The organism is Pseudonocardia sp., assembly GCF_025965585.1.
In the GTDB taxonomy this organism is placed as follows: domain Bacteria; phylum Actinomycetota; class Actinomycetes; order Mycobacteriales; family Pseudonocardiaceae; genus Pseudonocardia.
This window is the reverse complement of the sequence record NZ_JAOPWR010000180.1, coordinates 1-21,911: the sequence shown is the minus strand read 5'-3', so window position 1 is coordinate 21,911 and position 21,911 is coordinate 1. Positions and strand designations below refer to the sequence as shown.

General features: G+C 71.5%; 21 protein-coding genes. 12 read left to right on the top strand and 9 right to left on the bottom strand.

The window, feature by feature from the left end:
• Positions 1 to 145: 145 nt before the first annotated feature.
• The 8 genes from JWR81_RS11700 to JWR81_RS11665 form a co-directional block, all read right to left on the bottom strand.
• Positions 146 to 1,120 carry an LLM class flavin-dependent oxidoreductase gene (locus tag JWR81_RS11700; RefSeq protein WP_297650465.1) on the bottom strand — a complete coding sequence of 325 codons (975 nt, stop codon included), beginning with the start codon at positions 1,118 to 1,120 and terminating at the stop codon, positions 146 to 148.
• Positions 1,121 to 1,357: 237 nt separating this feature from the next.
• Positions 1,358 to 2,425 carry an amidohydrolase family protein gene (locus JWR81_RS11695; protein ID WP_297650463.1) on the bottom strand — a complete coding sequence of 356 codons (1,068 nt, stop codon included), beginning with the start codon at positions 2,423 to 2,425 and terminating at the stop codon, positions 1,358 to 1,360.
• Positions 2,407 to 3,489 carry an amidohydrolase family protein gene (locus tag JWR81_RS11690; RefSeq protein ID WP_297650461.1) on the bottom strand — a complete coding sequence of 361 codons (1,083 nt, stop codon included), beginning with the start codon at positions 3,487 to 3,489 and terminating at the stop codon, positions 2,407 to 2,409. Before JWR81_RS11690 ends, JWR81_RS11695 begins: the two co-directional genes overlap by 19 nt.
• Positions 3,486 to 4,259, bottom strand: coding sequence for an enoyl-CoA hydratase-related protein (locus tag JWR81_RS11685; protein ID WP_297650459.1), 774 nt, complete (start codon positions 4,257 to 4,259; stop codon positions 3,486 to 3,488). Before JWR81_RS11685 ends, JWR81_RS11690 begins: the two co-directional genes overlap by 4 nt.
• Entirely contained in the window at positions 4,256 to 5,470 is a 1,215-nt protein-coding gene (locus JWR81_RS11680) for a CaiB/BaiF CoA-transferase family protein (RefSeq protein WP_297650457.1), read from the bottom strand. Before JWR81_RS11680 ends, JWR81_RS11685 begins: the two co-directional genes overlap by 4 nt.
• Positions 5,467 to 6,615 (bottom strand): CaiB/BaiF CoA-transferase family protein, encoded by a 1,149-nt coding sequence (locus tag JWR81_RS11675; protein WP_297650455.1) that lies wholly within the window; start codon positions 6,613 to 6,615, stop codon positions 5,467 to 5,469. Before JWR81_RS11675 ends, JWR81_RS11680 begins: the two co-directional genes overlap by 4 nt.
• Positions 6,612 to 7,718 (bottom strand): acyl-CoA dehydrogenase family protein, encoded by a 1,107-nt coding sequence (locus tag JWR81_RS11670; RefSeq protein WP_297650453.1) that lies wholly within the window; start codon positions 7,716 to 7,718, stop codon positions 6,612 to 6,614. Before JWR81_RS11670 ends, JWR81_RS11675 begins: the two co-directional genes overlap by 4 nt.
• Before the next feature lies 1 nt (position 7,719).
• The gene (locus JWR81_RS11665) at positions 7,720 to 8,844 is read right to left on the bottom strand and encodes an acyl-CoA dehydrogenase family protein (RefSeq protein ID WP_297650451.1); all 1,125 of its coding nucleotides are present in this window, start codon (positions 8,842 to 8,844) and stop codon (positions 7,720 to 7,722) included.
• Between the two features lie 712 nt (positions 8,845 to 9,556).
• Between JWR81_RS11665 and JWR81_RS11660 the strand changes: the two genes are divergently transcribed.
• Genes JWR81_RS11660 through JWR81_RS11635 form a run of 6 tightly spaced genes read left to right on the top strand, consistent with a single transcriptional unit; the run spans position 9,557 to position 16,084 of the window.
• Entirely contained in the window at positions 9,557 to 11,107 is a 1,551-nt protein-coding gene (locus tag JWR81_RS11660) for a helix-turn-helix domain-containing protein (RefSeq protein ID WP_297650436.1), read from the top strand.
• A gap of 16 nt (positions 11,108 to 11,123) precedes the next feature.
• Positions 11,124 to 11,450 carry an NIPSNAP family protein gene (locus JWR81_RS11655; RefSeq protein ID WP_297650434.1) on the top strand — a complete coding sequence of 109 codons (327 nt, stop codon included), beginning with the start codon at positions 11,124 to 11,126 and terminating at the stop codon, positions 11,448 to 11,450.
• A gap of 9 nt (positions 11,451 to 11,459) precedes the next feature.
• Complete coding sequence (locus JWR81_RS11650; protein WP_297650432.1) at positions 11,460 to 12,233, top strand: enoyl-CoA hydratase-related protein; 774 nt, start codon at positions 11,460 to 11,462, stop codon at positions 12,231 to 12,233.
• A gap of 2 nt (positions 12,234 to 12,235) precedes the next feature.
• On the top strand, positions 12,236 to 13,390 hold the full coding sequence (locus JWR81_RS11645; protein ID WP_297650430.1) for an acyl-CoA dehydrogenase family protein: 1,155 nt from the start codon (positions 12,236 to 12,238) through the stop codon (positions 13,388 to 13,390).
• On the top strand, positions 13,383 to 14,459 hold the full coding sequence (locus tag JWR81_RS11640) for an acyl-CoA dehydrogenase family protein (protein ID WP_297650428.1): 1,077 nt from the start codon (positions 13,383 to 13,385) through the stop codon (positions 14,457 to 14,459). The genes JWR81_RS11645 and JWR81_RS11640 overlap by 8 nt, the downstream gene beginning before the upstream one ends.
• On the top strand, positions 14,456 to 16,084 hold the full coding sequence (locus tag JWR81_RS11635) for an AMP-binding protein (RefSeq protein WP_297650426.1): 1,629 nt from the start codon (positions 14,456 to 14,458) through the stop codon (positions 16,082 to 16,084). The genes JWR81_RS11640 and JWR81_RS11635 overlap by 4 nt, the downstream gene beginning before the upstream one ends.
• Positions 16,085 to 16,096: 12 nt before the next feature.
• On the opposite strand, the gene JWR81_RS11630 is transcribed toward JWR81_RS11635, so the two are convergent.
• Entirely contained in the window at positions 16,097 to 16,840 is a 744-nt protein-coding gene (locus JWR81_RS11630) for a FadR/GntR family transcriptional regulator (protein ID WP_297650424.1), read from the bottom strand.
• 376 nt (positions 16,841 to 17,216) lie between these two features.
• Here JWR81_RS11630 and JWR81_RS11625 point away from each other — a divergent pair, with 376 nt between their 5' ends.
• The 6 genes from JWR81_RS11625 (at position 17,217) to JWR81_RS11600 (ending at position 21,591) form a co-directional block, all read left to right on the top strand.
• Positions 17,217 to 18,425 (top strand): LLM class flavin-dependent oxidoreductase, encoded by a 1,209-nt coding sequence (locus JWR81_RS11625; RefSeq protein ID WP_297650422.1) that lies wholly within the window; start codon positions 17,217 to 17,219, stop codon positions 18,423 to 18,425.
• A 133-nt stretch (positions 18,426 to 18,558) separates the two neighbouring features.
• Entirely contained in the window at positions 18,559 to 19,494 is a 936-nt protein-coding gene (locus JWR81_RS11620) for an alpha/beta hydrolase (protein ID WP_297650420.1), read from the top strand.
• On the top strand, positions 19,491 to 19,805 hold the full coding sequence (locus JWR81_RS11615) for a hypothetical protein (RefSeq protein ID WP_297650417.1): 315 nt from the start codon (positions 19,491 to 19,493) through the stop codon (positions 19,803 to 19,805). The genes JWR81_RS11620 and JWR81_RS11615 overlap by 4 nt, the downstream gene beginning before the upstream one ends.
• Positions 19,806 to 19,833: 28 nt before the next feature.
• Positions 19,834 to 20,115: a YciI family protein gene (locus tag JWR81_RS11610; protein WP_297650415.1), complete on the top strand. Its 282-nt coding sequence runs from the start codon at positions 19,834 to 19,836 to the stop codon at positions 20,113 to 20,115.
• A gap of 23 nt (positions 20,116 to 20,138) precedes the next feature.
• On the top strand, positions 20,139 to 21,011 hold the full coding sequence (locus JWR81_RS11605) for an MBL fold metallo-hydrolase (RefSeq protein WP_297650413.1): 873 nt from the start codon (positions 20,139 to 20,141) through the stop codon (positions 21,009 to 21,011).
• 34 nt (positions 21,012 to 21,045) lie between these two features.
• Positions 21,046 to 21,591 carry a cupin domain-containing protein gene (locus tag JWR81_RS11600; RefSeq protein WP_297650410.1) on the top strand — a complete coding sequence of 182 codons (546 nt, stop codon included), beginning with the start codon at positions 21,046 to 21,048 and terminating at the stop codon, positions 21,589 to 21,591.
• Positions 21,592 to 21,911: the final 320 nt, after the last annotated feature.

Genomic DNA, 21,911 nt, shown 5'->3' with positions numbered 1-21,911 from the left:
TGATGCATCCCTGAGTCGCCGCCCCGCCGGGAGTCGGGTCGTGCGGGTAGCCGAAGAGAACGAAGATCCAGGTCTTGACCAGGCGTGTCCTCGTGAGCGTTCGGAGTCGACCGTCCAGCTGCGGACTCGAGGCGGGGACCGTCGATCAGGCGTGGACGGCGGCCGCGAAGGCCTCGAGCTCATGCGGGATGTCCGGCCCCGCCGGCTGGTAGGCGATCTCGGTGCTTCCGCCCGCCTCCAGCTTGGCGAGCTTGTCCCGCCACTCGGACCGCGACAGCGCCAACCCGCCCTTGACCAGCAGGTCACCGGTGACGAACGGCCTGTCGCGTTCGTTCACTGCGACCAGGTGCCGGTCGTGCAGGGCGAGATGGCGCTTCTCGGCAGGCACGTCGTCGTAGGCGGCGGCCCACTCGCGGCCCCGCTCCGGCATCAGCTCGTCGATCACGCCGTGCTCGACCGCCCAGTGCAGTACGACGCTCAGGCCGTGGCCGGCGGCGTCGACCACCCGCTGCGACCCGGGGTCCTCGCCCTCGTCCAGCACCGTCCCGAAATCCAGGATGATGCTCGAGGCGAAGTCCGGGTTCGGCACCAGGATGGTGAGCACCTCGGCGCCGAGCTCGCGGGTGACTCCATAGCCCTTCGGCCCATTGGCGGCGATCACCCAGGAGACCTCGATCGGCCGGGCCGGGGCGTACCGGTCGTCCGAGGCCAGCATCGTCATGATGCCGCCATCCCACTCCACCTCCTCACCGCGCAGCAGAGCCTGCACGACGAGCACGTACTCCTTGACCTTCGCCCAGGGGATGGGTCGCTTACCCATGGAGAGCCGCCCGGTGAACCCGGAACCGACGCCGACCATCGTCCGCTCCGGACCGGCCACCGAGGCCAGCGTTCCGATCGCCGAGGCCGTCACCATCGGGTGCCGCAGGCTCGGGATCAGTACGCCGGGCCCGAGGACGATCCGCTCCGTGCGATCCGCGGCCCGACAGAGCTGGACCCAGACATCCGGATAGAGCGCAGGTGAGTCGTAGAAGAATGCCCGCTCGTAGCCCAACGTTTCCGCGATTCGGGCGTGCTCGTGGCTGTCCAGTGACGTGGCGAACGCGCATGAGATCTTCACGCAGAGCCTCCAGATCGGCATCGCGGGTCATTCGGAGGACCAGGTCCGGCGCGCACGGAATTGCACAGGGCCACGTGCCGCACGACGAGCTCCGGTCCTTCGTGACGCTAACTCAGGACAACCTGCACGGGTGTCCGATCGCCGGACATCGGCGATCGGACATGCACCACGACGAACTCGCCGTCCCCGGTCACCGGGGGATCTCCGTCGTGGTCGCCACCACGTACGCCGTGGCCGTCACGGGGTGAACCGGTACTGGGCGCTGGCGTTGTCGAACATGATCCGCTGGTGCAGGTCGACCGGCATCCGGGTCTGGAACGCGCGCTTCGGGTTGTCGAAGTCCCAGTGCGGATAGTCGGTGGAGAACATCAGGACGTCCTGGCCGATGTCGCGGATCAGCGGGACGAGGTCGCCGGGACGCTCGGGCTCCTCCATCGGCTGGGTGGTGATCCGGATCCGATGGCGCAGGTAGTGCGAGGGCGGGTGTTCGAGGTCGGGCACCTCGTCGCGCAGCCGGTGGTGCAGCGCGTCGAGCCGGTGGCCCAGCGCCGGCACCCAGGCGAAGCCGCCCTCCATGAGTACGACGCTCAGGTCGGGGAACCGGTCGAAGACCCCCTCCATGATCAGGCTGATCACCTGGGCCTGGAAGGCGACGGCCAGCGACGTGTGGTCCTCGATGTAGTAGGACGGCCAGCCCGCGGCGGTGATGGGGCCGGGGGTGGTCGACGCCGCGTGGATCCCCACCGGCAGGCCGGCCCGCGTGGCCGCCTCGTAGATCGGCCAGTAGTGCCTCTTGCCCAGCGGCTGCTGGGTACGCGGGAACAGCAGCACCTGAACGAACCCACGATGTGCGGCAGCCCGGTCGATCTCCGCGGCGGCCAGCCCTGGCGACTCGAACGGCACCGTGATCGAGGCCCGCAGGCGGGGGTCCCGCTCCAGCCAGTGCTCGGCCTGCCAGTCGTTCACCGCCGCGGCCAGCGCCGCCCCGTAGGCGTCGTAGCGCTGTTCGGACGCCCGGTAGAGGCAGTTCAGCACCGCGTAGTCCACGCCGTAGGCGTCCAGCAGCTGTGCGCGCATGAAGTCCAGATCCGAGCCGGGCAACCCGCCCGACGGTGGCCAGGCATCGTGCCGGCTGGCGAACCGCGCGGCCTTGGGATAGGCGTAGCCCTTGGCGAACGGCGAGAACGTCCGCGAGCCAACCAGCTCGAGGTGCCGGCGCCAGCGGGCCGGCAGGTAGGGGAGCAGCGCGGCGTCCGAGGACACCGCATTGTGCACGTCGCAGTCGATCAGCCCGTTGGTGCGCACGTGGTCGCCTCCTCGGGCAGCCCGTAGAGCCGGGCCGCGTTGCCGTGCAACACCTGCGCCCGCTCGGCGGAGGACAGGTGCCCCAGCAGCGTGCTCGCCCCGGCACCGTGGTGCCAGTGCGGGTAGTCACTCGCGTGCAGGAGCATCCCGGTCGATCCGATCTGCGTCAGGAACCGGTCGGTCCACTCCGGCGTCTGGTCGGGCGGGCCGTCGAACGGGGCCACGGTGAACAGCACGTGCTCCCGGATGAGGCGGGAAGGCGCCCGGTCCACCCACGGCACCTCCCGGCGCAGCGCCTTCCAGTTCTTGTCGAAACGCCACATCAGCGAGGGCAGCCAGGTGACCCCGCTCTCCAGCAGCACCACCCGCAGCCCGGGGTGCGCCGCGAGGACTCCCTCGCACACCAGGCTCGTCAGCTGCGACTGCAGGGACAGCGCCGCGCCCGCGTAGTCCTCGATGTAGTGCGAGGACCAGCCGACCGGCGAGAGCGCGTTGGCCCCGGCGACACCGGGGTGGATCGCGACCGCCATCCCCGCCGCCTCGGCGGCGGCGTAGATCGGCCAGTGCGCCCGCTGACCGAGCGGCACCTGGGTCGAGGCGAGCAGCAGGACCTGGACGAAACCCGGGGTGTCCCCCCTCCGGGCGACCTCCTCAGCGGCGGCCCGCGGATCCTGCGGCGAGACCACGACGGAGGCCCGGAAGCGCGGGTCGGCGGCCAGCCAGGTCGCGGCCTGCCAGTCGTTGAGGGCGGCGGCCAGCGCCGTCGACCAGTCGGCGTTGTGCAGGGCCTGCACCGCGTAGAGGCAGTTGAGGATCGCGTGCCCTGCGCCCGGGCCGTCGAGGACGTGGGCGCGCACCATGTCCGGGTCGGACCCCGGCGGGCCGTCGCCGACCCGCGCCTCGGGCCGGGCCGACAGCGGCATCCCCGCCGGGTAGAAGGCGGGATCGAAACCGTCGACGCCGCTCTCCACGCAGTAGTCCACCCAGCGGTCGGAGAGGAAGGGGAACAGCGCCGAGAGGTCGGGGACCGCGTTGTGCACGTCGCAGTCCACGAATCCGGTCATGGTGCACCTCCGTCGGGACACCAGGCCGCGGACGCCTTCGCTCGCCTGCGGAACGACCACATCTGCGGGCCACGCTCGATCTCGAGCCCCACGTCCCACGACGTCGCGGGCGGGCCGGCCTCGCGACGGAAGGTGGCGGCCATCCGCCGGGCCAGCGCAGGGTCCTTGCCCAGCCGGGCGGCCACCTGCAATGCCGTCGCCTCGGCATCGGCGTCGTCGACCGCCTGCCACGCGAGCCCGAGGGCGGCCGCCCGCTCACCGTCGATCTCGTGGCCGAACAGCCCGACCGCCGCGGCCGCGTCCCGCCCCGCCGCCCGGCTGAGCAGCGTGAAGTGCCCGCCGCCGGGGTGCACCCCGATGCGCAGGAAGCCCGAGATCAGTCGCGCATCGCGGGCGACGATGCGCAGGTCGGTGGCCAGGGCGAGGTTGAGCCCCGCCCCGACTGCGGCCCCGCGCACCGCGGCGATCGTCGCCGTCCGGCACCGGCCGACGCGCAGGAACGAGCCGTAGAGGGCGTCGATGTCGCGCTGTGCGTCGTCGTCCAGCGGGTCCTGGGCGGCCTCGCCCAGTACCCCGAGGTGCGCGCCGGCGCAGAACGACCCACCGGAACCGCGCACCACGACCGCACCGACGTCGTCACGGGCGTCGACCTCGTCGAATGCGGCCTCCAGCTCGCCGGCCATCCGCACGGTCAGCGCGTTGCGGCGCTCCGGTGCGGCAAGGGTGACGACGGCGATCCCGTCGCTGATCTCCCAGCGGACCTCGCTCATGACCGGTTCCCCTCCTCGGCGACGACGCCCGCCTCGGCGAGCGCGGAGACCTCCTCCGGGCCGTACCCGAGCTCGGCCAGCACCTCGCTGCCGTGCTCGCCCAGCCGCGGCGCCGGACGCGGCCGGGCCGGATACGACCCGGCGAACGAGATCGGGAACCGGGCCAGCCGCAGCGGGCCCTCGGTGGGATGCTCGACCTGCTCGAAGAGGCCGGCCGCAGCCAGGTGTTCGTCGGTGAACAGGTCGGGCACCGAAAGCACCGGCGCCGCGGGGATCTCCGCCCCGCTCAGCGCTGCGAGCCACTCGGCACTCGGCCGAGCCAGCAGCTCCTTCTCGACGAGCTGGTAGAGCTCGTCGATGTTCCGGGTCCGCTCGGTGATCGTGCGGTAGCGCGGTTCGGTCGCCAGGTCGGGCCGTCCGATCAACGCGAAGAACGTGCGCCACTGCGTGTCGGTGTAGACCATGACGCTCAGGTAGCCGTCGGCGGTGCGGTACGGCTTGCGGTACGGCGAGGCCGTCCGGGCGTACCCGGCCGCGCCGCGGGGCGGATCGAAGACGTAGCCGCCCTGCTGGTCCAGCAGTGTGAAGGTGACCATGGACTCGAGCATCGGGACCTCGATCTCCTGGCCACGGCCGGTGCGTTCCCTGGCGAAGAGCGCCGCGCTGATCGCGCTGACCGCGAGCAGCCCCACCGCCTTGTCGGCCACCGGCGTGCGCACGTACGCCGGCTCGTCCGCCGTGCCCTGCACAGCGGCCAGCCCACAGCTCGCCTGGATCACGTCGTCGTAGGCGGCCCGGTCGCGGTACGGGCCCTCCTTGCCGTAGCCGCGCAGTGCGCAGTAGACCGCCGCGGGGTTCACCGCGGCGATCTCGTCGTAGCCGATGCCCAGCCGGCGCGCTGCCTCCGGGCGCACGTTGTGCACGAAGACGTCGGCGGCGGCCACGAGGCGCAACAGCACCTCCCGGCCGGCCGGCACCTTCAGGTCCAGGGCGACACTGCGCTTGCCCTGGTTCGCGTTGAGGAACACCGGGCCCATCCCGGCGCCGCGATCGTCGCCGATGTAGCGGACCACGTCCCCGGTGGGGGTCTCGACCTTGACCACCTCGGCGCCCATCTGGGCCAGCAGCAACGTGCAGTACGGGCCCATGAACGTCGAGGTGAGATCGACGACCGTGATTCCCTCGAGGGGACCTGCATGCGGCGCCGTCACGGGATCCACGGTTCCTTCCCGGCCGCCACGTCGGCCAGCACCTGCTCGGTGTGTGCGCCCAGTGCGGGCGCCGGGCTGCGCATGTCGCCCATCACGGCGCCGTCGCGCAGCACGGGGAACAGGACGTGGCGCCCGCAGTCGCTGTCCGCGACAACCCCGCGCGCTCGCGCGTGCGCGGACCGGCTGGCCTCGCCCACGGACAGCACCCGGTGCGCCGGGACGTCAACCGCGGCGAACGCGGCCAGCCAGTCGGCGGCCGGGCGGGCGCGCACCGCGCGGCGCAGCAGTGCGACGAGGTCGTCGCCGTGCTCGCGCCGCCCGTCCGCGGAGCGGAAGCGGGGATCGGCGAGCGCCGGGACCTCCTCGGCGAGCAGCACGACGAGTCGCTCCCAGAAATGCTCCTCCACGGCACCGATCGCGATCCGCACGCCGTCGGCGGCGTCGAACAGGTCGTTCGACGGGTGGAGATGCGCGCTGCTCGGGCCGTGGTCGTCCAGGCACGGGTCGGCCCTGGTGCTGGCGAAGGACAGGGCCGCGTCGGCGATCGCCAGGTCGAGGTACGCCCCTTCTCCCGTGCCCCGGCGCTGGTACAGCGCGGCCAGGATCGCGATGGCCGCGTAGGTGGACGCCGCCAGGTCGCTCACCGGTACCCCCGGCCGGGGCGGCGCGCTGTCGTCCCAGCCGCCGCGGAAGGACAGCACCCCGCTGGCCGCGAGGTAGGTGACGTCATGGCCGGGCACGTCGCGCAGCGGCCCCGTCTGCCCGAACCCGGAGACCGAGCAGTAGACGATCGACGGGTTCACCGCGCGCACCGCCGGGTAGGACATGCCGAGCCGGTCCACCACGCCGGGGCGGAAGCCTTCCACCAGCACGTCGGCCCCGGCGGCGAGCCGGCGTCCCAGCGCCCGCCCCCGGTCGGTCTTCAGGTCGAGGACGACGCTGCGTTTGTTGCGGTTCACCGCCTCGTGCAGGGCGCCGGGCAACTGCCGCCCCGCGTCCCCGCGTGGTCCCTCGATCTTGATCACGGTTGCGCCGAGGTCGGCCATGATCTGGGTGCAGAAGGGGCCGGGCAGGAAGGAGCTCAGGTCGAGCACCCGCACCCCGGCCAGGCAGCCGGGAGGCGCGGGCAGCGGGATGGCCGTCATCGGGCGGCCACCGCGGCGGTCCGGCCGGTCAGCAGGTCCCACAGCCCGTCAGGACCGGCGCTCGTGACCCGCGCGCCCAGCTCGGCCGACCATTCGGACTCGGCGCCGTACTCGTCGCGCCACGACATGAGCCTGCGCGTGTGCAGGTGGAGCTCGTGCTCGGTGGTGAAGCCGATCGCGCCGTGCACCTGGTGCCCGACGGCGATCGCGACGGACGCGGCCTGCCCCGCACAGATCTTCGCCGCCATCACGGCCTCGGCCGCGCGGCCGCCCTCGTCGAGCACCGTGACGGCGAGGTCGGTCATGGCCTGCGCCTGCTCGACGGCGCCCGCGAGCGCGGCGATCTGCTGCTGGACGGCCTGGAACCGGCCGATCGGACGGCCGAACTGCTCGCGCTCACGCGCGTATCCCACGGTCAGGTGGAGCACCCGGCGCAGCGACCCCACCATCAGCAGCGCCCGGCCCAGCGCCCCCCGCAGTACCGCCCCGGACGTATCCGGGCCGTCGGCGGCCAGCGGCGTGCAGGCGACCCCGCCGGACGGCAGCACGAGGGTGTCGCGCGGCTCGGCGGCGAGGTTCGTGCCGGGCTCGATGGCACAGTCGCGCGGGTCGATCGCCGCGAGCACGACCCGGCTCGGGTCCCCTGGCGCCGCGGTGAGGAGGAGGACCTGCCGGGCGGCCCGCGCCCACGGGACGGCGCAGAGCCGGCCGCGGACGCGGAGACCGGGACCGTCGGGCACCAGCGCCGCGGATGCGGCGGCGGCGGGCGGCACGACGGTGAGTGGGCCGGGAGGCACCGCGAGCCCGGCCGCCGCGAGCGCCCAACCGGCCAGCAGGGCGGTCTCCACCAGCGGCACCGGGGCCGCCTGGTAGCCACAGGCCTGTGCCACGACGGCGACGTCGCGCGCGTCGCCCCCGGAGCCGCCCGCCGATTCCGGAACGGACACGAGGGTGAGCCCGGCCTCCTCCAGGAGCTCCCACAGGCTACGGCTCCACCCCTGCTGGTCCGCCTCGGCGCGGGCGGATGCCGCCCGGTCGGTCAGCAGCTTCGCCGCGGTCGCCCGCAGCAGATCCCGCTCATTCCCCCCGGCGGTCTCTGGCATGTCAGGCCTCCAGCCCGCGCGCGACCAGTCCGCGAAGGATCTCGTTCGTCCCGCCGCGCAGTGTGAACGACGGCGCGGCGAGCTGGGCCGCGCGCAACAGTTCGGGCAGCGCGCTGTGGTCGGACCGGTCCGGTCTGCGCTGGGACGCCCGCCGGGTGATGTCGATGATGTCGCCCTCCAGGCGGGTGCCGAGGTCCTTCACCAGCGCGGCCGCGGTACCGGTCGGACTGCCCTGCTGGAGGAGATCCTGCACGCGCAGCGACAGGCTGCGCAGGGCCCAGAGCCGGGCGGTCGCCGAGCCGATGTCGGCCAGCGCGGTCTCGCCGTCCGCCGTCCCGCCGGACACCAGCTCGGCGAGCAGCGGGAACGTGCTGAGATAGCGCTCCGGACCACTGCGCTCGTGCGCCAGCTCCGACATCACGCCACGCCATCCGTCCCCGACCGCGCCGACGACCAGGTCGCTCGGCACGTCGACGTCGTCGAGGGTGACCTCGGTGAAATGCGACTCGCCGGTCATCACCTCGATCGGACGCACTGCCACACCGGGGGAGTCGAGCTTGATCAGCAGCTGGCTGAGTCCGGCGTGGCGGTCGCCGTCCGGTGCCGCGGTGCGGACGAGCGCGAGCAGATAATGGCTTCGGTGTGCGTGACTGGTCCACACCTTGCGCCCGCTCACCCGCCAGCCGGTCGCGGTCGGGACGGCGCGGGTCCGGATCGAGGCGAGGTCCGAACCGCTGTCGGGCTCGCTCAGACCGGCGGCGACGAACAACCTGCCTCGGGCGATGGGCGGCAGGAACGCCGCCTTCTGCTGCTCGGTGCCTGCGCGCAGCAGCAGCGGGCCGGTCTGGCGGTCGGCGATCCAGTGTGCGGCGACCGGGGCTCCCGCGGCGAGCAGCTCCTCGATCACGGTGAATCGCTCGCGCGCCGAGCGTCCACCGCCCCCGTAGCGCTGCGGCCAGGTCATCCCCAGCCAGCCACGGTCGCCCAGCTTCCGGCTGAACGTCGCCGAGTGGCCCTGGATCCAGGAGTCGCACATCGGTTTGAACGAGGCCGCGGCCAGCTCCTCGGCCAGGAACCGCCGGACGTCCGTGCGAACCTCGGCGATCGTCTCCTTCGATGTCGTCATCTGGAGCCTCGTTTCGAGCCGCGACCAGGCGAGAGGTATAGCTGCTGATCATGCGCATCATATGAGTCGCGGTCAGGCTGCTGTCAAGGTTCACCGTGGGACGTCCGAGGCGGGAAGCGGTCAGGTCCGGGTGGCCGGCGCTACGTCCTGCCAAAGGGTCTGAACTGCAGAAATGTCGACTTCGCCCCGTGCCGGACGGCCAGCGCACCATCGACGGCGCACGTCCAGGCCGTGCGTTCCGGTAACCGGGAACACTTCTTGACAGAGTTCGTCACATCCTGCACATTGCTGCTCATCAACCGCAGACATACAAGCATGCAACGAAAATGTGTGGCCGTTCCGGGCTCCTGATCGAGCCGGAGTGGCGGCAGTGCGACAGGGCGCGGGCGGACGGCGCCCGGAAGGACACGGCCCCGAGTCTCGACGATTCGGAACGGATTCCGTCACAGCGAGGTGGCTGAACGTGAACCTTGCCCTCCAGCCTGACCTGGATCTGCACGAGTCGCGCCGCCCCGATCTGGTCGGGACTCAGCCGCCCACCGGGCTTCGACCCGACATCGCCTTGTCCTGGGAACGGTCAGCTCGCAACGGGGTCGACCGCGGCAGTGTCGAGGTTGCTCGTGGACCCGGCAGCGAACGCCCCAGCCGCCTGCTGCGCGCGGCCGAGCCGGTGATCGAGCGGTTGGCGCAGCGGCTCGAGGGGGAGCCGTTGGTGATCATTCTGGCTGACGCCGAGGCGCGGGTCGTTGCGCGCCGGGCCGGCCGGGCGGATGTCCGCGACTGGTGCGACAGGCTCTTCATCGCTCCAGGATCCCGGCTGGCCGAGGAGTCCATCGGCACGAACGCGGTCGGGTGTGCGGTCGAGGAGCGCCGCCCGTTCGTGGTGGCCGGCGACGAGCACTACCGGGAGAACCTGCGGCTGTTCAGTGCGCGCGCGGTTCCGGTGCGGCACCCGGTGACCGGTGTGATCAAGGGCGCCCTCGCCCTCGCGTGCCGGACCGAGGACGGCAGCGTGCTGATGCTGCCCCTGGTGGAGGAGGCCGCGGCGCGAATCGAGGCACGGCTCGCCGACGACACCACACGGCAGGAGCGGTTGCTGCTGGACCGTTTCTTACAGACCACCCGCCGTTCCGCGGCAGCCGTGGTCTGCCTCAACCGCGACCTGCTCATCAGCAACACCCTCGCCGGGCCGCTCGTCAGCCCGGCCGACCAGCCGTTCCTGTGGGACTGGGCCTCGCGGGTGCTGGCTGCCCGCGACGAGTACTGCGGCGAGTTGCGGCTGGCCGGGGACGTCGTTGTGCAGGCGCGGTGCACGATCGTGCGCGAGGAGGAGGCCGTGGCCGGGATCCTGATCGAGATGCGGGTGCGCTCGGCCGCTCTGCGCTGCGCCGGTCGCGCCGAGCGTCGGCACCGCCGGACCGGGCAGAGCGACGACAGCCTGGTGCCCGGTCGCAGCGCCGCGGCCGAGCGGGTCCGTCGCGAGCTCGCGGCCGTGGCACAGGCCCGACGGCCGATCCTGATCTCCGGGGAACCCGGCACCGGCAAGGCCTTCCTGGCCCGCCATTTGCATGAGCGTGACGGCGCGACCGGCATTGTCACGGTCCTCGAGACCGGGCAGTGCCGGGACGATCCGCAGGCGTGGTTCGAGCGCCTGCGGGCCGGTCTGGCCGTCCCGGGGACGCTGGTGCTGCGGCAGATCGACGAGCTGCCGGTCGAGCTGGCCTCGCGCGCGGTCGGCCTGGTCGAGCACGTCGACGGGCAACTAGTACAGGTGATCGCGACTGCTCGCCTGGCGGGTAGCGACGACGCGATGACCCGGCTGCGTGACTGCTTCCCGGCGCGGCTGCAGCTGCCGCCGTTGCGTCAGCGGGCCGAGGACGTCGCCGACATCGCGCGTGTGCTCGTCCGCGAGCTCGCGGACCGCTCGCCGCCTCCCCGACTGGAGCCGGCGACGCTGCAGAACTTCATGGGCCAGGTGTGGCCGGGCAACGTCCGTGAGCTGCGCGCGGTGCTCAGCAGCGCGCTGCTGCGTTCGGCCCGCCGGGACATCGCGATCGAGCACCTGCCGCCCGAGTACCGCACCGCGCCGATCAAGCACCGGTTGACCTCGCTGCAGCGGGTCGAGCGGGAGGCGCTGCTCAACGCGCTCGACGACAGCGGCGGCAACAAGCAGGCCGCAGCCGAGCTGCTCGGCATCGCTCGGTCCACGCTCTACCGCAAGATCAGGATCCTGGGGATCGACGGCCGCTGTCTGAGCGGCTGATACCGGAGGGAGCCACGTGCTGTACGAGCTGAGGGAGTACACGGTCGTGCCGGGCAGGTTGCCGGCCCTCATCGCCCGGTTCACCGACCACACGCTGGGACTGTTCGACAAGCACGGCTTCGACATCGCGTTCATGTCGCACACCGAGTTCGGCGAGAACAGCATCGGAGAGGTCGTGTACGCCGTGCGCTGGGAGTCCTACCAGCAGATGCAGGACGGTTGGGCGGCGTTCATGACCGACCCCGAATGGCAACGGGTCAAGGCCGAGAGCGAGCGGGACGGGCCGCTCAACAGCGCCGTGCGGCGCAGGCTGCTCAACACCGCGCCGTTCGACGGCCGGTAGGGGTGGTCGATGGATGAGTTCGAGTTCCTGCGCTGGTCCGCCGACGGGCACGTGGGGACGGTCTGGCTGGACCGGCCCCCGGTGAACGCGGTGAACCAGCAGATGTACGCCGAGATCCGCGAGCTCTTCGCGCACGTCGACGTGCACCTGCCCGCCGCCCGGGTCCTGGTCCTCACCGGGCAGGGCCGGCACTTCTGCGGGGGCAACGATCTCGAGGAGTTCCAGACCATGGACCCGGGCAACGCGCCCGACCGGATGCGGCTGGTCCGGGAGGCGTTCTGGGCGATCTACGACGCGCCGCTGCCGGTGATCGCCGCCGTGCACGGCGTCGCCATCGGCACCGGGCTCGCGCTCGCCGCGTCCTGCGACCTGATCGTCGCCGCCGACGGCGCGAAGCTCGGCACACCCGAGATCAACGTCGGGGTGATGGGCGGCGCCAAGCACCTGTCCCGGCTGCTCCCACAGGCGCTGGTGCGGCTGCTGCACTTCACCGGCGAGCCGCTGGCCGCCGAGGAGTTCGTGCGCTATGGCGGGGTGCTCACGGTGGTGCCGCAGGAGCGGCTGCTCGACGAGGCCTACGCGCTGGCCGCCCGGATGACCCGGCACAGCCCGATCGCGCTGCGCTACGCGAAGCAGAGCCTCAACGCCATCGAGTACGCCGACCTCAAGACCGGCTACGAGTACGAGCAGGGCCTGACCGGGGAGCTGTCCGCCCACGCCGACGCGAAGGAGGCCGTCAACGCCTTCTTCGAGCACCGCCCACCGCAGTACACGGGATCGTGAGGGTGGCCGTCGAGGAGGTCACGGCGTTTCGGGCCAGGGCGAGAGCGTGGCTGGCCGAGGCGGAGATCCCCGGGACCCCGCTGGACCTCGACGAGCGGTTCGCGGTGCACCGTCGTTGGCAGCGCACCCTCTACGACGCGGGCTGGATGGGCATCGCCTGGCCGCGGCGGTTCGGCGGGCAGGGGCTGACCGCCCAGCACCAGTTCGCCTTCGTCGACGAGCTGGTCCGCGCGCGCGCCCCGGCCCCCATCGGTCTGATCGGCCTCGAGGTGGTCGGCCCCTCGATCCACGCCTTCGGCACCGACGCGCAACGCGAGCGGTTCCTGCCACGGCTGCTCTCCGGCGTGGACATCTGGTGCCAGGGCTTCTCCGAGCCGGGCGCGGGCTCGGATCTCGCGTCGCTCACGACCCGGGCCGAACCCGATGGGGACGTGTTCGTGGTGACCGGTGCGAAGGTGTGGACCAGCTGGGCGCACGAGGCGGCGTGGTGCGCTCTGCTGTGCCGCACGAACCCGACGGCGCGCAAGCACGAGGGGATCTCCTACCTGCTGGTCGACATGACCTCGCCCGGCATCACGGTGCGCCCGATCGCCCAGATGACGGGCGACGCGGAGTTCAACGAGGTCTTCCTCGACCACGTTCGGGTGTCGCGGGAGAACGTGCTCGGTGAGGTCGACGGTGGGTGGCGGATCGCGCTGGACACGCTCGGCCGGGAACGCGGCAGCTACACGATGCGCCGCCGGGTGGAGCTGGAGGCCGGGCTGGCCGAGGCCGTCGCGCAGCTGCGGAGCGCGCCGGAGTCCCGCCGCTCCGATCCCCGGGTGCAGGAGGAGATCGGGCGGGCGCACATCGCGCTGCGTCTGCTGGAGGCGCAGACGCGCCGCACGCTGACGCGGATGCTCGACGGGTCCGGCGCCGGTCCGCTCGACTCGGTGGACAAGCTCGTGCTCAACGATGCCGAGCAGGTGGTCTGTCGCTCGGTCGCCGAGCTGCTCGGCCCGTTCCGGGTGGCGCCGCGGTCGCGCCCGCTCGGCCTCGACGCGGGCCGGTGGGTGCACGACCACTACTACTCGCGGGCCGCGTCGATCTACGGCGGAACCGCGCAGATACAGCGCAACATCGTCGCCGAGCGGCTGCTGGGACTGCCCCGTGGCTGAGCGGCAGGGCGGGGACGACCTGACGGTGTCGGTCGCCGCGTTCCTGGACAGGGCGCTGCCTCCCGAGCGGCACCGCGCGATCCTCGCCGCCGGCGGATGGGACGAGGGCCTGCACGCCGAGCTGACCGCGCTGGGCTGGGCCGAACTGACCGCCGCCGCCGTCGACGGCGGCTTGGGCGTGTCGCTGGCGCAGCTCGGCGGCCTGGTCGGTCTGATCGGGGAACGGCTGGTACCCGGGCCGTTGGTCGAGCAGCTCGTGCTGCCCGCACTGCTGCCCGGGGCGCTGGCCGGCGCGCGGCTGCCCGCGCTCGCCGACCCGGGGGTGACCGTCCACTGGGCCGCCGAGCTGGGTGGCCTGCACCTGCGCGGGCGCACCCTGGCCGGCACGGTCGAGCTGGTCCGCTTCGGGGCGCAGGCAGACGTGATCGTCCTGGCCGCCGACACCGGGCCCGGCGAGCCTGCGGTCGTGGTGCTCCCCGCCGAGGATCCGGCGCTGCGGATCCAAGAGCTGATCAGCGCCGACCCCGGTGCCCGGTACGCGCGGGTCGCCGTCGCCGAGCGCCAGGTGGCACCCGGCGAGGTCGTGGCCACCGGGCCGGCTGCGGTCGAGCTGCTGGCCAGGGTGCGGGCCTGGCTACGGATCCTCACCGCCTGTGAGCTGGCCGGGATCGCCCGTCGGGTGCTGGCCGACTCCGTGGCCTACGCCGGACAGCGCGAGCAGTTCGGGCGGCCGGTCGGCAGCTTCCAGGCGCTCAAGCACATCCTGGCCACGATGGCGCAGCTCTCGCTGTCCCTGGACGCGCTGTGCGAGGCGGCGACGGCCGATGCCGCCGAGCAGGATGTGGCGGCGCTCGAGCTCACCGGCCTCACCGTCAAGGCGTGCGCCGCGCAGAGCGCGCGGCAGGTATGCGAGGACGGGCTGCAGGTGCACGGTGGCATCGGGTTCACCACGGAGTGCGACCTGCACTGGTTCCTGCGCCGGGCGCTGGCCCTGCGCAGCTGGTACGGAGACGAGCGCGAGCTCGCCGGCCTGATCGGCGCCCGGCGCCTGAGGGTGGAGACCACATGATCACACCGCCGCGGCTCACCCCTGAGCTCGTCGCGCACTTCACCGATCGCGGGCTGTGGCGGGACACGCTCACCGACACCTCCCTCGCCGCGCACGCCCGCGCCGACGGCGCGCGCCTCGCGGTCGTCGACCGCGATCGCAGCGTCAGCTACGCCGAGCTGGACGCGCTGGTGAACCGGACCGCATCCGCGCTGCAGGCCAGGGGCATCGGCCGCGGCGACGTCGTGGCCTGGCAGCTGCCGAACTGGGTCGAGGCGTTCGCCGTGCACCACGGTGCGATCCGGATCGGCGCGGTCAGCAACCCGATCATCCCGATCTACCGGCACCGCGAGATGGAGTTCATCCTTCGCCAGTCGGGAGCGAAGGTCGTCGTCGGGCCGGGGGTGTTCCGCGGATTCGACCACGCGGCGATGCTGGCCGAGCTGCGCGGCGAGCTGCCCGCGCTGCGCGACGTCGTCGTGGTCGGTGGGCCGGCGCCTGCGGGCACGATGCCGTTCGCGGAGCTGCTCGACGCCGGGAGCGACGCACCACCCCGCGTCGAGCGCGGCGCCAACGACGTGACGCTGCTGCTCTACACCTCCGGGACGACCGCGGACCCGAAGGGCGCCCTGCACACCCACAACACCCTCGACTACGAGAACCGCAGCATCATCGAACTGTTCGGTCTCGGCGGCGCGGACGTGGTGTTCATGCCGTCACCGGTCGCGCACATCACCGGGGTGCTCTACGGGCTGCAACTGCCGTTCATGCTCGGCTCGCACGTCGTGCTGCAGGACGTCTGGGAGCCCGCGCGGGCGCTGGAGCTGCTGGAGCGGCACCGGTGCAGCTTCACGGTCGCCGCGACCCCGTTCCTGCACGGCATCCTGCACCACCCGGATCGCGCCCGGTTCGACCTCGGCTCCCTCACCACGTTCGCGTGCGGCGGGGCGGACGTGCCGCCCGAGCTGATCCGGCACGCCACCAGGGACCTGGGGTGCATGACCGCGCGAGCCTACGGGTCGACCGAGTTCCCCACGCTGTCCAGCGGCAGCGCAGCCGACCCGGTGGACAAGCGCGCCACCACCGACGGCAGACGGATCGGGGCGGCCGAGGCGAAGGTGGTCGGCCTCGACGGGCGACCGGCCGCATCCGGTGTCGCCGGCGAGCTGTTCGTCCGCGGCCCCGAGCTGTTCGTCGGGTATCTCGACGCCGCGCTCGACCGGGACGCCTTCGACGCGGAGGGCTGGTTCGCCACCGGCGACCTGGCCGTGCTCGATGCCGACGGTTACGTGCAGATCACCGGTCGCCGCAAGGACATCATCATCCGGGGCGGGGAGAACATCTCGGCGAAGGAGATCGAGGACCTGCTCTTCGAGCATCCCGCAGTGCGCGAGGTCGCCGTCGTCGGGATGCCCGACCCGGTGCTCGTGGAGCGGATCTGCGCCTACGTCGTCCCGGTGGGCGACGCCGAAATCGAGCTGGCCGACCTCGTGACGTTCCTGCGTGGGCGGCGGATCGCCGACCAGAAGCTGCCCGAGCGCCTGGAGGTCGCCGCCGAGATGCCCCGCACGGCCAGCGGCAAGATCCAGAAGTTCCGGTTGCGCGAGGACGTCCGGCGGCGGCTCACCGAGGGCGTCACGCCCTGAGCGCGGGGCTGCTCAGCGGCGCCACACCACCGGTCGCGACACCAGGTCCTTGTGCTTCTTGTGCCAGTAGTCGTCGGCCTCATCGAGGTGGTCGCGCATCAACTGCTCGGCCTGGGCGGCGTCGTGTGCGCGCAGGGCCTCGATGATGCGGGCGTGGGCCTGCGCCGCCGCGATGTAGCGCCGCGCCGAGTAGGTGACGCCGCCCGCGACGCCATCGGCGACGCTGCCGAGGCTCTCGACGAACACCTGTAGCACGACGCTGCGCGCGGCCCGGGACAGCGTGGCGTGGAAGATCCGGTTCTGCTCCTGGAAGACGTCGGGTCTCGGGTTCTCGAGGATCAGGCAGACCGTCCGGTCCATGGCATCCAGGTCCGCGTCGGAGATGCGGGTCGCGGCCAGCCGGGCGATCGTGGGCTCGAGCGCGCGCCGGGCCTCCATCACGTTGTCCAGCGACGCGTCCTCGAACTGCAGGATGAGACTGAGGGCCTCGCTCAGGTCCTCGGGACGAGGACGGCGCACGACGGGCCCCCCGCCCGGTCCGGGACGCAGCGTGATGACATTTCGGGTCTCCAGCAGCCGCAATGCCTCACGGATGGTGGAGCGGCCGACATCGAAGCTCTCGATCATCTCACGTTCGGTGGGCAGGACGCTGCCGGCCGACAGTTTGGCGTTCACGATATGACTTGCCAATTCGCGGGCGATGACCTCGGATATTTTCGGGCTCCGCCGATTGCTGTCCTCCGCACCGGTCCTCATTCCGCCACCCCTCTCGCTCCGGGGCTCCACGGGCTGGACCTCGAGAATAGCTGCACATGATGATGATAGCGAGTGGCCGTCGCCGCTAGCGCTCCACCCTCGTGGGCAGCACTGTTCGGAGCCGCATCGTCGCTGCTCAGATTCGTGTCCAGCACGTTGACGCAGCCTTCGACGGCCTTCTGCCCGCGCCTGCCGGACCGTCCGGAGTGTTGCACTTTCGGACAGGCCCACGCGTGGTCGCCCGGCTAGGTTCGTGCCAGCGTGATCCGCCCGAACGTCCTGAACGAACTCCGTCGCGCAACAGTCGTGGCGGACGGATCGGTAATTCCGAGGCCCGTTCGGACGGGCCCTCATCGACCTGTGGAGGAGTGAGCACGTGAAGTTCGTCTTTTTCATGCTCCCAGCACTTCCCGCTTCCGAACGTGAGCGGGAAGCGTTGCGTCCGATCGGACACCGGACCGAGAAGTGGCAGCAGATGCTCACCGAGGTGCGTGAGTTGGCCAAGATGGCCGACGACTACGGCTTCGAGGCCATCTGCTTCCCCGAGCACCACCTGCACACCGAGGGCATGGAGCAGGGTGGGCCGCACTCCCTCTACCTCGACGTCGCGCACCACACCAAGAACATCAAGGTGGGTCCGGTCGGCTACGTGCTGCCCAGCCACAACCCGGTGAAGCTGGCGATCGAGACCGCGTGGCTCGACCAGATGACGCAGGGCCGCACGGTCGTCGGGTTCGCTCGCGGCTACCAGGAGCGCTGGTTCAACGCCATGACGCAACTGCTCCCGGTCCAGACCGCGACCAGTGACGCGAGCGAGCGCGACAAGCTCAACCGTGAGCTGTTCGAGGAGGTCTACCGGATCCTCAAGCTCGCCTGGAAGGAGGAGTCGTTCTCCTACGAAGGCAAGTTCTACTCGTTCCCGTACCCGCCGGGGGGCACGAACTGGCCGGCGGCTGACTACACACGGCGGTTCGGCGCCGACGGGGAGATCGGCGAGGACGGCCTGCTGCACAAGATCTCCGTGGTGCCGAAGCCGTACCAGAAGCCGCACCCGAAGCTGTTCCAGGCGTTCTCGATGAGCGAGAACACGATCCGCTGGACCGCCCGCGAGGGCATCACCCCGATCATCCTGACCTCGATTCCCGAGGACTACCACAAGATGGTCGAGGCCTACCAGGACGAGGCGAAGCAACACCTCGGTCTCGACCTGGCGCTCGGGGAGAACACCGGGGTACTGCGGTCGGTCCACTTCGGCCGCAACAAGGACGAGGCGATGCGCCAGGCGCAGCGCGGGGTGTCGGGCGTGGGCTGGGAGAACTTCTGGGGCCACCACGGCTTCTACGAGGTGTTCCGCAGGGCCGGCGAGACCGGCGCCGTCCCGCATACGGTCGAGCGGATGGAGGAGTCCCACTACCTCTACGCCGGCGACGTGGGCGCCGTGAAGGAGAAGATGCACGAGCTGTGGGAGAACGGTAGTCCGGAGTACTTCGTCTGGTGGTCCGACCAGGGCTTCCTGCCCTTCAACGAGGTCCGGCGCAACCTCCAGCTGTTCGGCGAGAAGATCATGCCGGAGTTTCCCGGCTGATCCCGACGCCCCGTGGGCGTGGGTGGGTGGCCCCGCTGCCGGGACCACCCACCCCTCCACCCCCCATGCTGACCGAGCGGGTCGTCGACCCGTCCCCCCATGACCCGTCCCCCCATGACGAAGGGATCTCCCGATGGCATTGGATCCACAGGCGCAGGGCCTGCTCGAGGCCTTGCGGGCCCAGGGCATGAAGTCGTTCGAGCAGATGAGCGTGTCCGAGGCGCGCGACGCGGCGATGGCGTTCCGCGGCCTGCAGGCCGAGCCGGCCACCGTGGCGGCCGTGCACGACCGGACCATCCCCGGCGCGGACGGCGAGCTGCCGATCCGCATCTTCGTCCCCGGGGGGCAAGGACCGCTGCCCGTTCTGACCTACTTCCACGGCGGCGGTTGGGTGATCGGCAACCTCGAGGTCGTCGACAAGCCGTGCCGTGCCCTGGCCGCCGTGACCGGCGCCATCGTGGTGGCCACGCAGTACCGGATGGCCCCGGAGACGAAGTTCCCGGGTGCGGTGGACGACTGCTACGCCGCACTGCAGTGGGTGGCCGGGAACGCCGCCGAGTTCGGCGGTGACCCGAACCGGCTCGGCGTGATCGGGGACAGCGCGGGCGGCAACCTCGCCGCGGTCGTCGCGCTGAAGGCCCGGGACGAGGGCGGCCCGCGGATCCGGGCGCAGGTGCTGACCTACCCGGTCACCGACGCGACCTCCAACCTGCCCTCGCGCCGCGAGAATGCCGAGGGCTACCTGCTGACGTCGGCGTCGATGGATTGGTTCTGGCGGCACTACCTGCGCGAGCCCGGCGACGGCAAGAACCCGTACGCATCGCCGCTGCTCGCCTCCGACCACTCGGGGTTGCCCCCTGCGCTGGTCCTCACCGCCGAGTTCGATCCGCTGCGGGACGAGGGCGAGGCCTACGCCGAGAGGCTGAAGGCGGCCGGCGTCTCGGTGACCGTCCGGCGCTACGACGGATTGATCCACGGCGTCTTCTGGATGACCGGTGCGGTCGAGCGCGGCAACGAGCTGTACGAGGAGATCGCGAAGTTCGTCCGGTCCGAGCTCGCCGGGTCGTGATCGTCTCGGTCGACGCCGCGGCGCGCCCCGCGGTGGTCGCGTTGGACGACCCCGACGACTGCGGGCGCCTCCACCTCGCGGTGACGGGGGACGAGGCCTCTGCGAGGCAGGCACTGGAGGGTGCGGCGGTCGGCACCCTGGTCGACCGCGAGACCGCGATCGTGGCCGTGGACGCGGTGCGGCGGATGGCGCAGGGGCGGGTCGGCGACGACTGGGCGGGCAAGTTCAGCGCGATGCTCGCGTTCGCGGGCACCAAGGGCTGGCTCACCGATGACGGCGGCGGGATCCAGGCCCACTGCGAGTGGCAGTGACCGATTCACCCAGAGGAGAGGAGATGGCATGGCGTTCTTCACCGTCGTGTGGAAGTACACCGACGACACCGAGCTGATCGACGAGGCGCGCGGCCCGCACGGGGCATACCTGAAGGAGCTGATCCGCACCGGGTCCCTGCGCATCGCAGGCCCGTTCGAGGACGGCACCGGCGGAATCCTGGTGTTCGAGGCTGCTGGCCAGGACGAACTGAAGCCGCTGCTCGACGGAGATCCCTACGTCACCCAGGGCGTGGTCGTCGACACGCAGATCTACCCGTTCAAGCCGGTGCTCGGAGCGCTGGCGGGCTGAGAGCCCGCCGAGAGAGGACGATGATGTCCGCACGATCCGCGCCCCTCGAGTCGATCGAGGTCGGCGACATCAGGGTGACCTACCTGCCCGACGGTGACGCGACGCTCGCAGCCACCACGGTGTTTCCCGCCTCGAACGAGGCGCTCTGGGAGGCGCACCGCGAGTTGTTCGACGACGACGGCAAGCTGCTGCTGACCCTCGGCGGCTTCCTCGTCGAGGCCGGCGACCAGAAAGTGGTCGTCGACCTCGGCTTCGGCGACATGGTCGTTCCGTTCCCTCCGGTGGACGGGGTGTTCCGGGGCGGCAAGCTGCTCTCCAGCCTGCGCGAGGCCGGCGTCGAACCGACCGATGTGGACGTCGTGTTCTACACCCACATGCACCTCGACCACGTGGGGTGGACCGCGCAGGACGGTGAGCTGACCTTTCCCAACGCCCGGTACATCGCCGGCGAGGGCGAGCTGGCCTTCTGGCAGGACGTGACCGACGAGGGGCTCGCGGCGATCGGGCCGCACCCCGATGCGGTCCTGGCGCCGCTGGTGAACCGCATTGAGTCGGTGGCCGATGGTGCTCTCATCGCCAGCGGGGTGAACGTGCTCGCGAGCCCCGGCCACACGCCGGGCCACTGCTCGGCGGTGATCTCCTCGGGCCAGGACCGGGCGATCATCCTGGGTGACGTCGTGCACTGCCCGCTGCAGCTCGCCGATGGCGACCTGCGGATCATCTTCGACGTGGACCCCGACGTGGCGGCCCGGACCCGCGACCGGATCGCCGCCGAGCTAGAGGGCGACCCCACCATCACCGGGGCAAGCGGCCACTTCAGCGGCTCCGCGTTCGGCCGGATCCTGCAGGCCTCCGGTCGTCGCTGGGTGGACCTGGCCGAGACTCCCGCCCGGTAACGATCCGCGCAATTCCTCAACAGAAGGAGAGATCGTGGCGTTCGACTTCAAGAAGGTCGTGACCGACCGGACCAGCGACGGCAAGTCGGTGTTCGCGGAGGAGACACGGCTCGAGCCGTCGACCGTGATGGCCATGCCGGGCTCGGAGCTCTTCAACATCTGGGGCACCGACGACGGCACGCCCTTCGTGGGCGCAGGCGACAATCCCGCGACGGTGCCGTTCCCGTTCTTCCCCGGACCGGGGGGGACCCGGTTCATCATCGTGCGGTTCGCTCCCGACTCGACCCCACCGGCCGACGCCGGCGTCGACGAGATCGTGGCGGAGGCCGAGCAGAAGCAGCCGGGCCTGATCGGGGTGTTCGAGCCGGACACGCCCGGCATGCACACCACGGACAGCATCGACTACGGGGTCTGCGTGGACGGTGAGATCTGGCTCGAGCTCGACGACGGCTCCGAGGTGCACGTCACCCCGGGTACCTGCGTCGTGCAGCAGGGCACCCGGCACGGCTGGCGCAACCGGACCGACCGGCACTGCACGATGGTCTACGTCCTGGTCGGAGCCGAGCGCAAGTCCGGCTGACACGGCCGCGACGCCGACACCCACCTGCTCACCGCATCCCGGCGGTCAGGTGGGTGTTCGCCGTGGTCGGTGGCGGTAGCCGGTGAATGCGAACGGCCTGGTCCGAGCACACGGACCAGGCCGTTCGCATTCGCGGGCCGTCGGTTACTCCTTGAGGTAGTCGAGCACCAGCGGCCGGACGGTGTCGAGCTGTTCCCACTGCGGGACGTGCCCGGCGCCCGGCACGATCTCGATGCGGGAATCGGCGATGGCTGCGGCGAACTCCTGGGCGTAGATCGGTGAGATCAGCTTGTCGTCCTCGCCCCAGACGATGAGGGTGG

Bases quoted from the DNA above. Each gene is read 5' to 3' on its own strand.
- JWR81_RS11685 (WP_297650459.1), bottom strand. From the start codon at position 4,259: ATGAGCGAGGTCCGCTGGGAGATCAGCGACGGGATCGCCGTCGTCACC.
- JWR81_RS11635 (WP_297650426.1), top strand. From the start codon at position 14,456: ATGATCACACCGCCGCGGCTCACCCCTGAGCTCGTCGCGCACTTCACC.
- JWR81_RS11630 (WP_297650424.1), bottom strand. From the start codon at position 16,840: ATGAGGACCGGTGCGGAGGACAGCAATCGGCGGAGCCCGAAAATATCC.
- JWR81_RS11620 (WP_297650420.1), top strand. From the start codon at position 18,559: ATGGCATTGGATCCACAGGCGCAGGGCCTGCTCGAGGCCTTGCGGGCC.
- JWR81_RS11605 (WP_297650413.1), top strand. From the start codon at position 20,139: ATGTCCGCACGATCCGCGCCCCTCGAGTCGATCGAGGTCGGCGACATC.
- JWR81_RS11675 (WP_297650455.1), bottom strand. From the start codon at position 6,615: ATGACGGCCATCCCGCTGCCCGCGCCTCCCGGCTGCCTGGCCGGGGTG.
- JWR81_RS11650 (WP_297650432.1), top strand. From the start codon at position 11,460: ATGGATGAGTTCGAGTTCCTGCGCTGGTCCGCCGACGGGCACGTGGGG.
- JWR81_RS11670 (WP_297650453.1), bottom strand. From the start codon at position 7,718: ATGCCAGAGACCGCCGGGGGGAATGAGCGGGATCTGCTGCGGGCGACC.
- JWR81_RS11690 (WP_297650461.1), bottom strand. From the start codon at position 3,489: ATGACCGGATTCGTGGACTGCGACGTGCACAACGCGGTCCCCGACCTC.
- JWR81_RS11665 (WP_297650451.1), bottom strand. From the start codon at position 8,844: ATGACGACATCGAAGGAGACGATCGCCGAGGTTCGCACGGACGTCCGG.
- JWR81_RS11610 (WP_297650415.1), top strand. From the start codon at position 19,834: ATGGCGTTCTTCACCGTCGTGTGGAAGTACACCGACGACACCGAGCTG.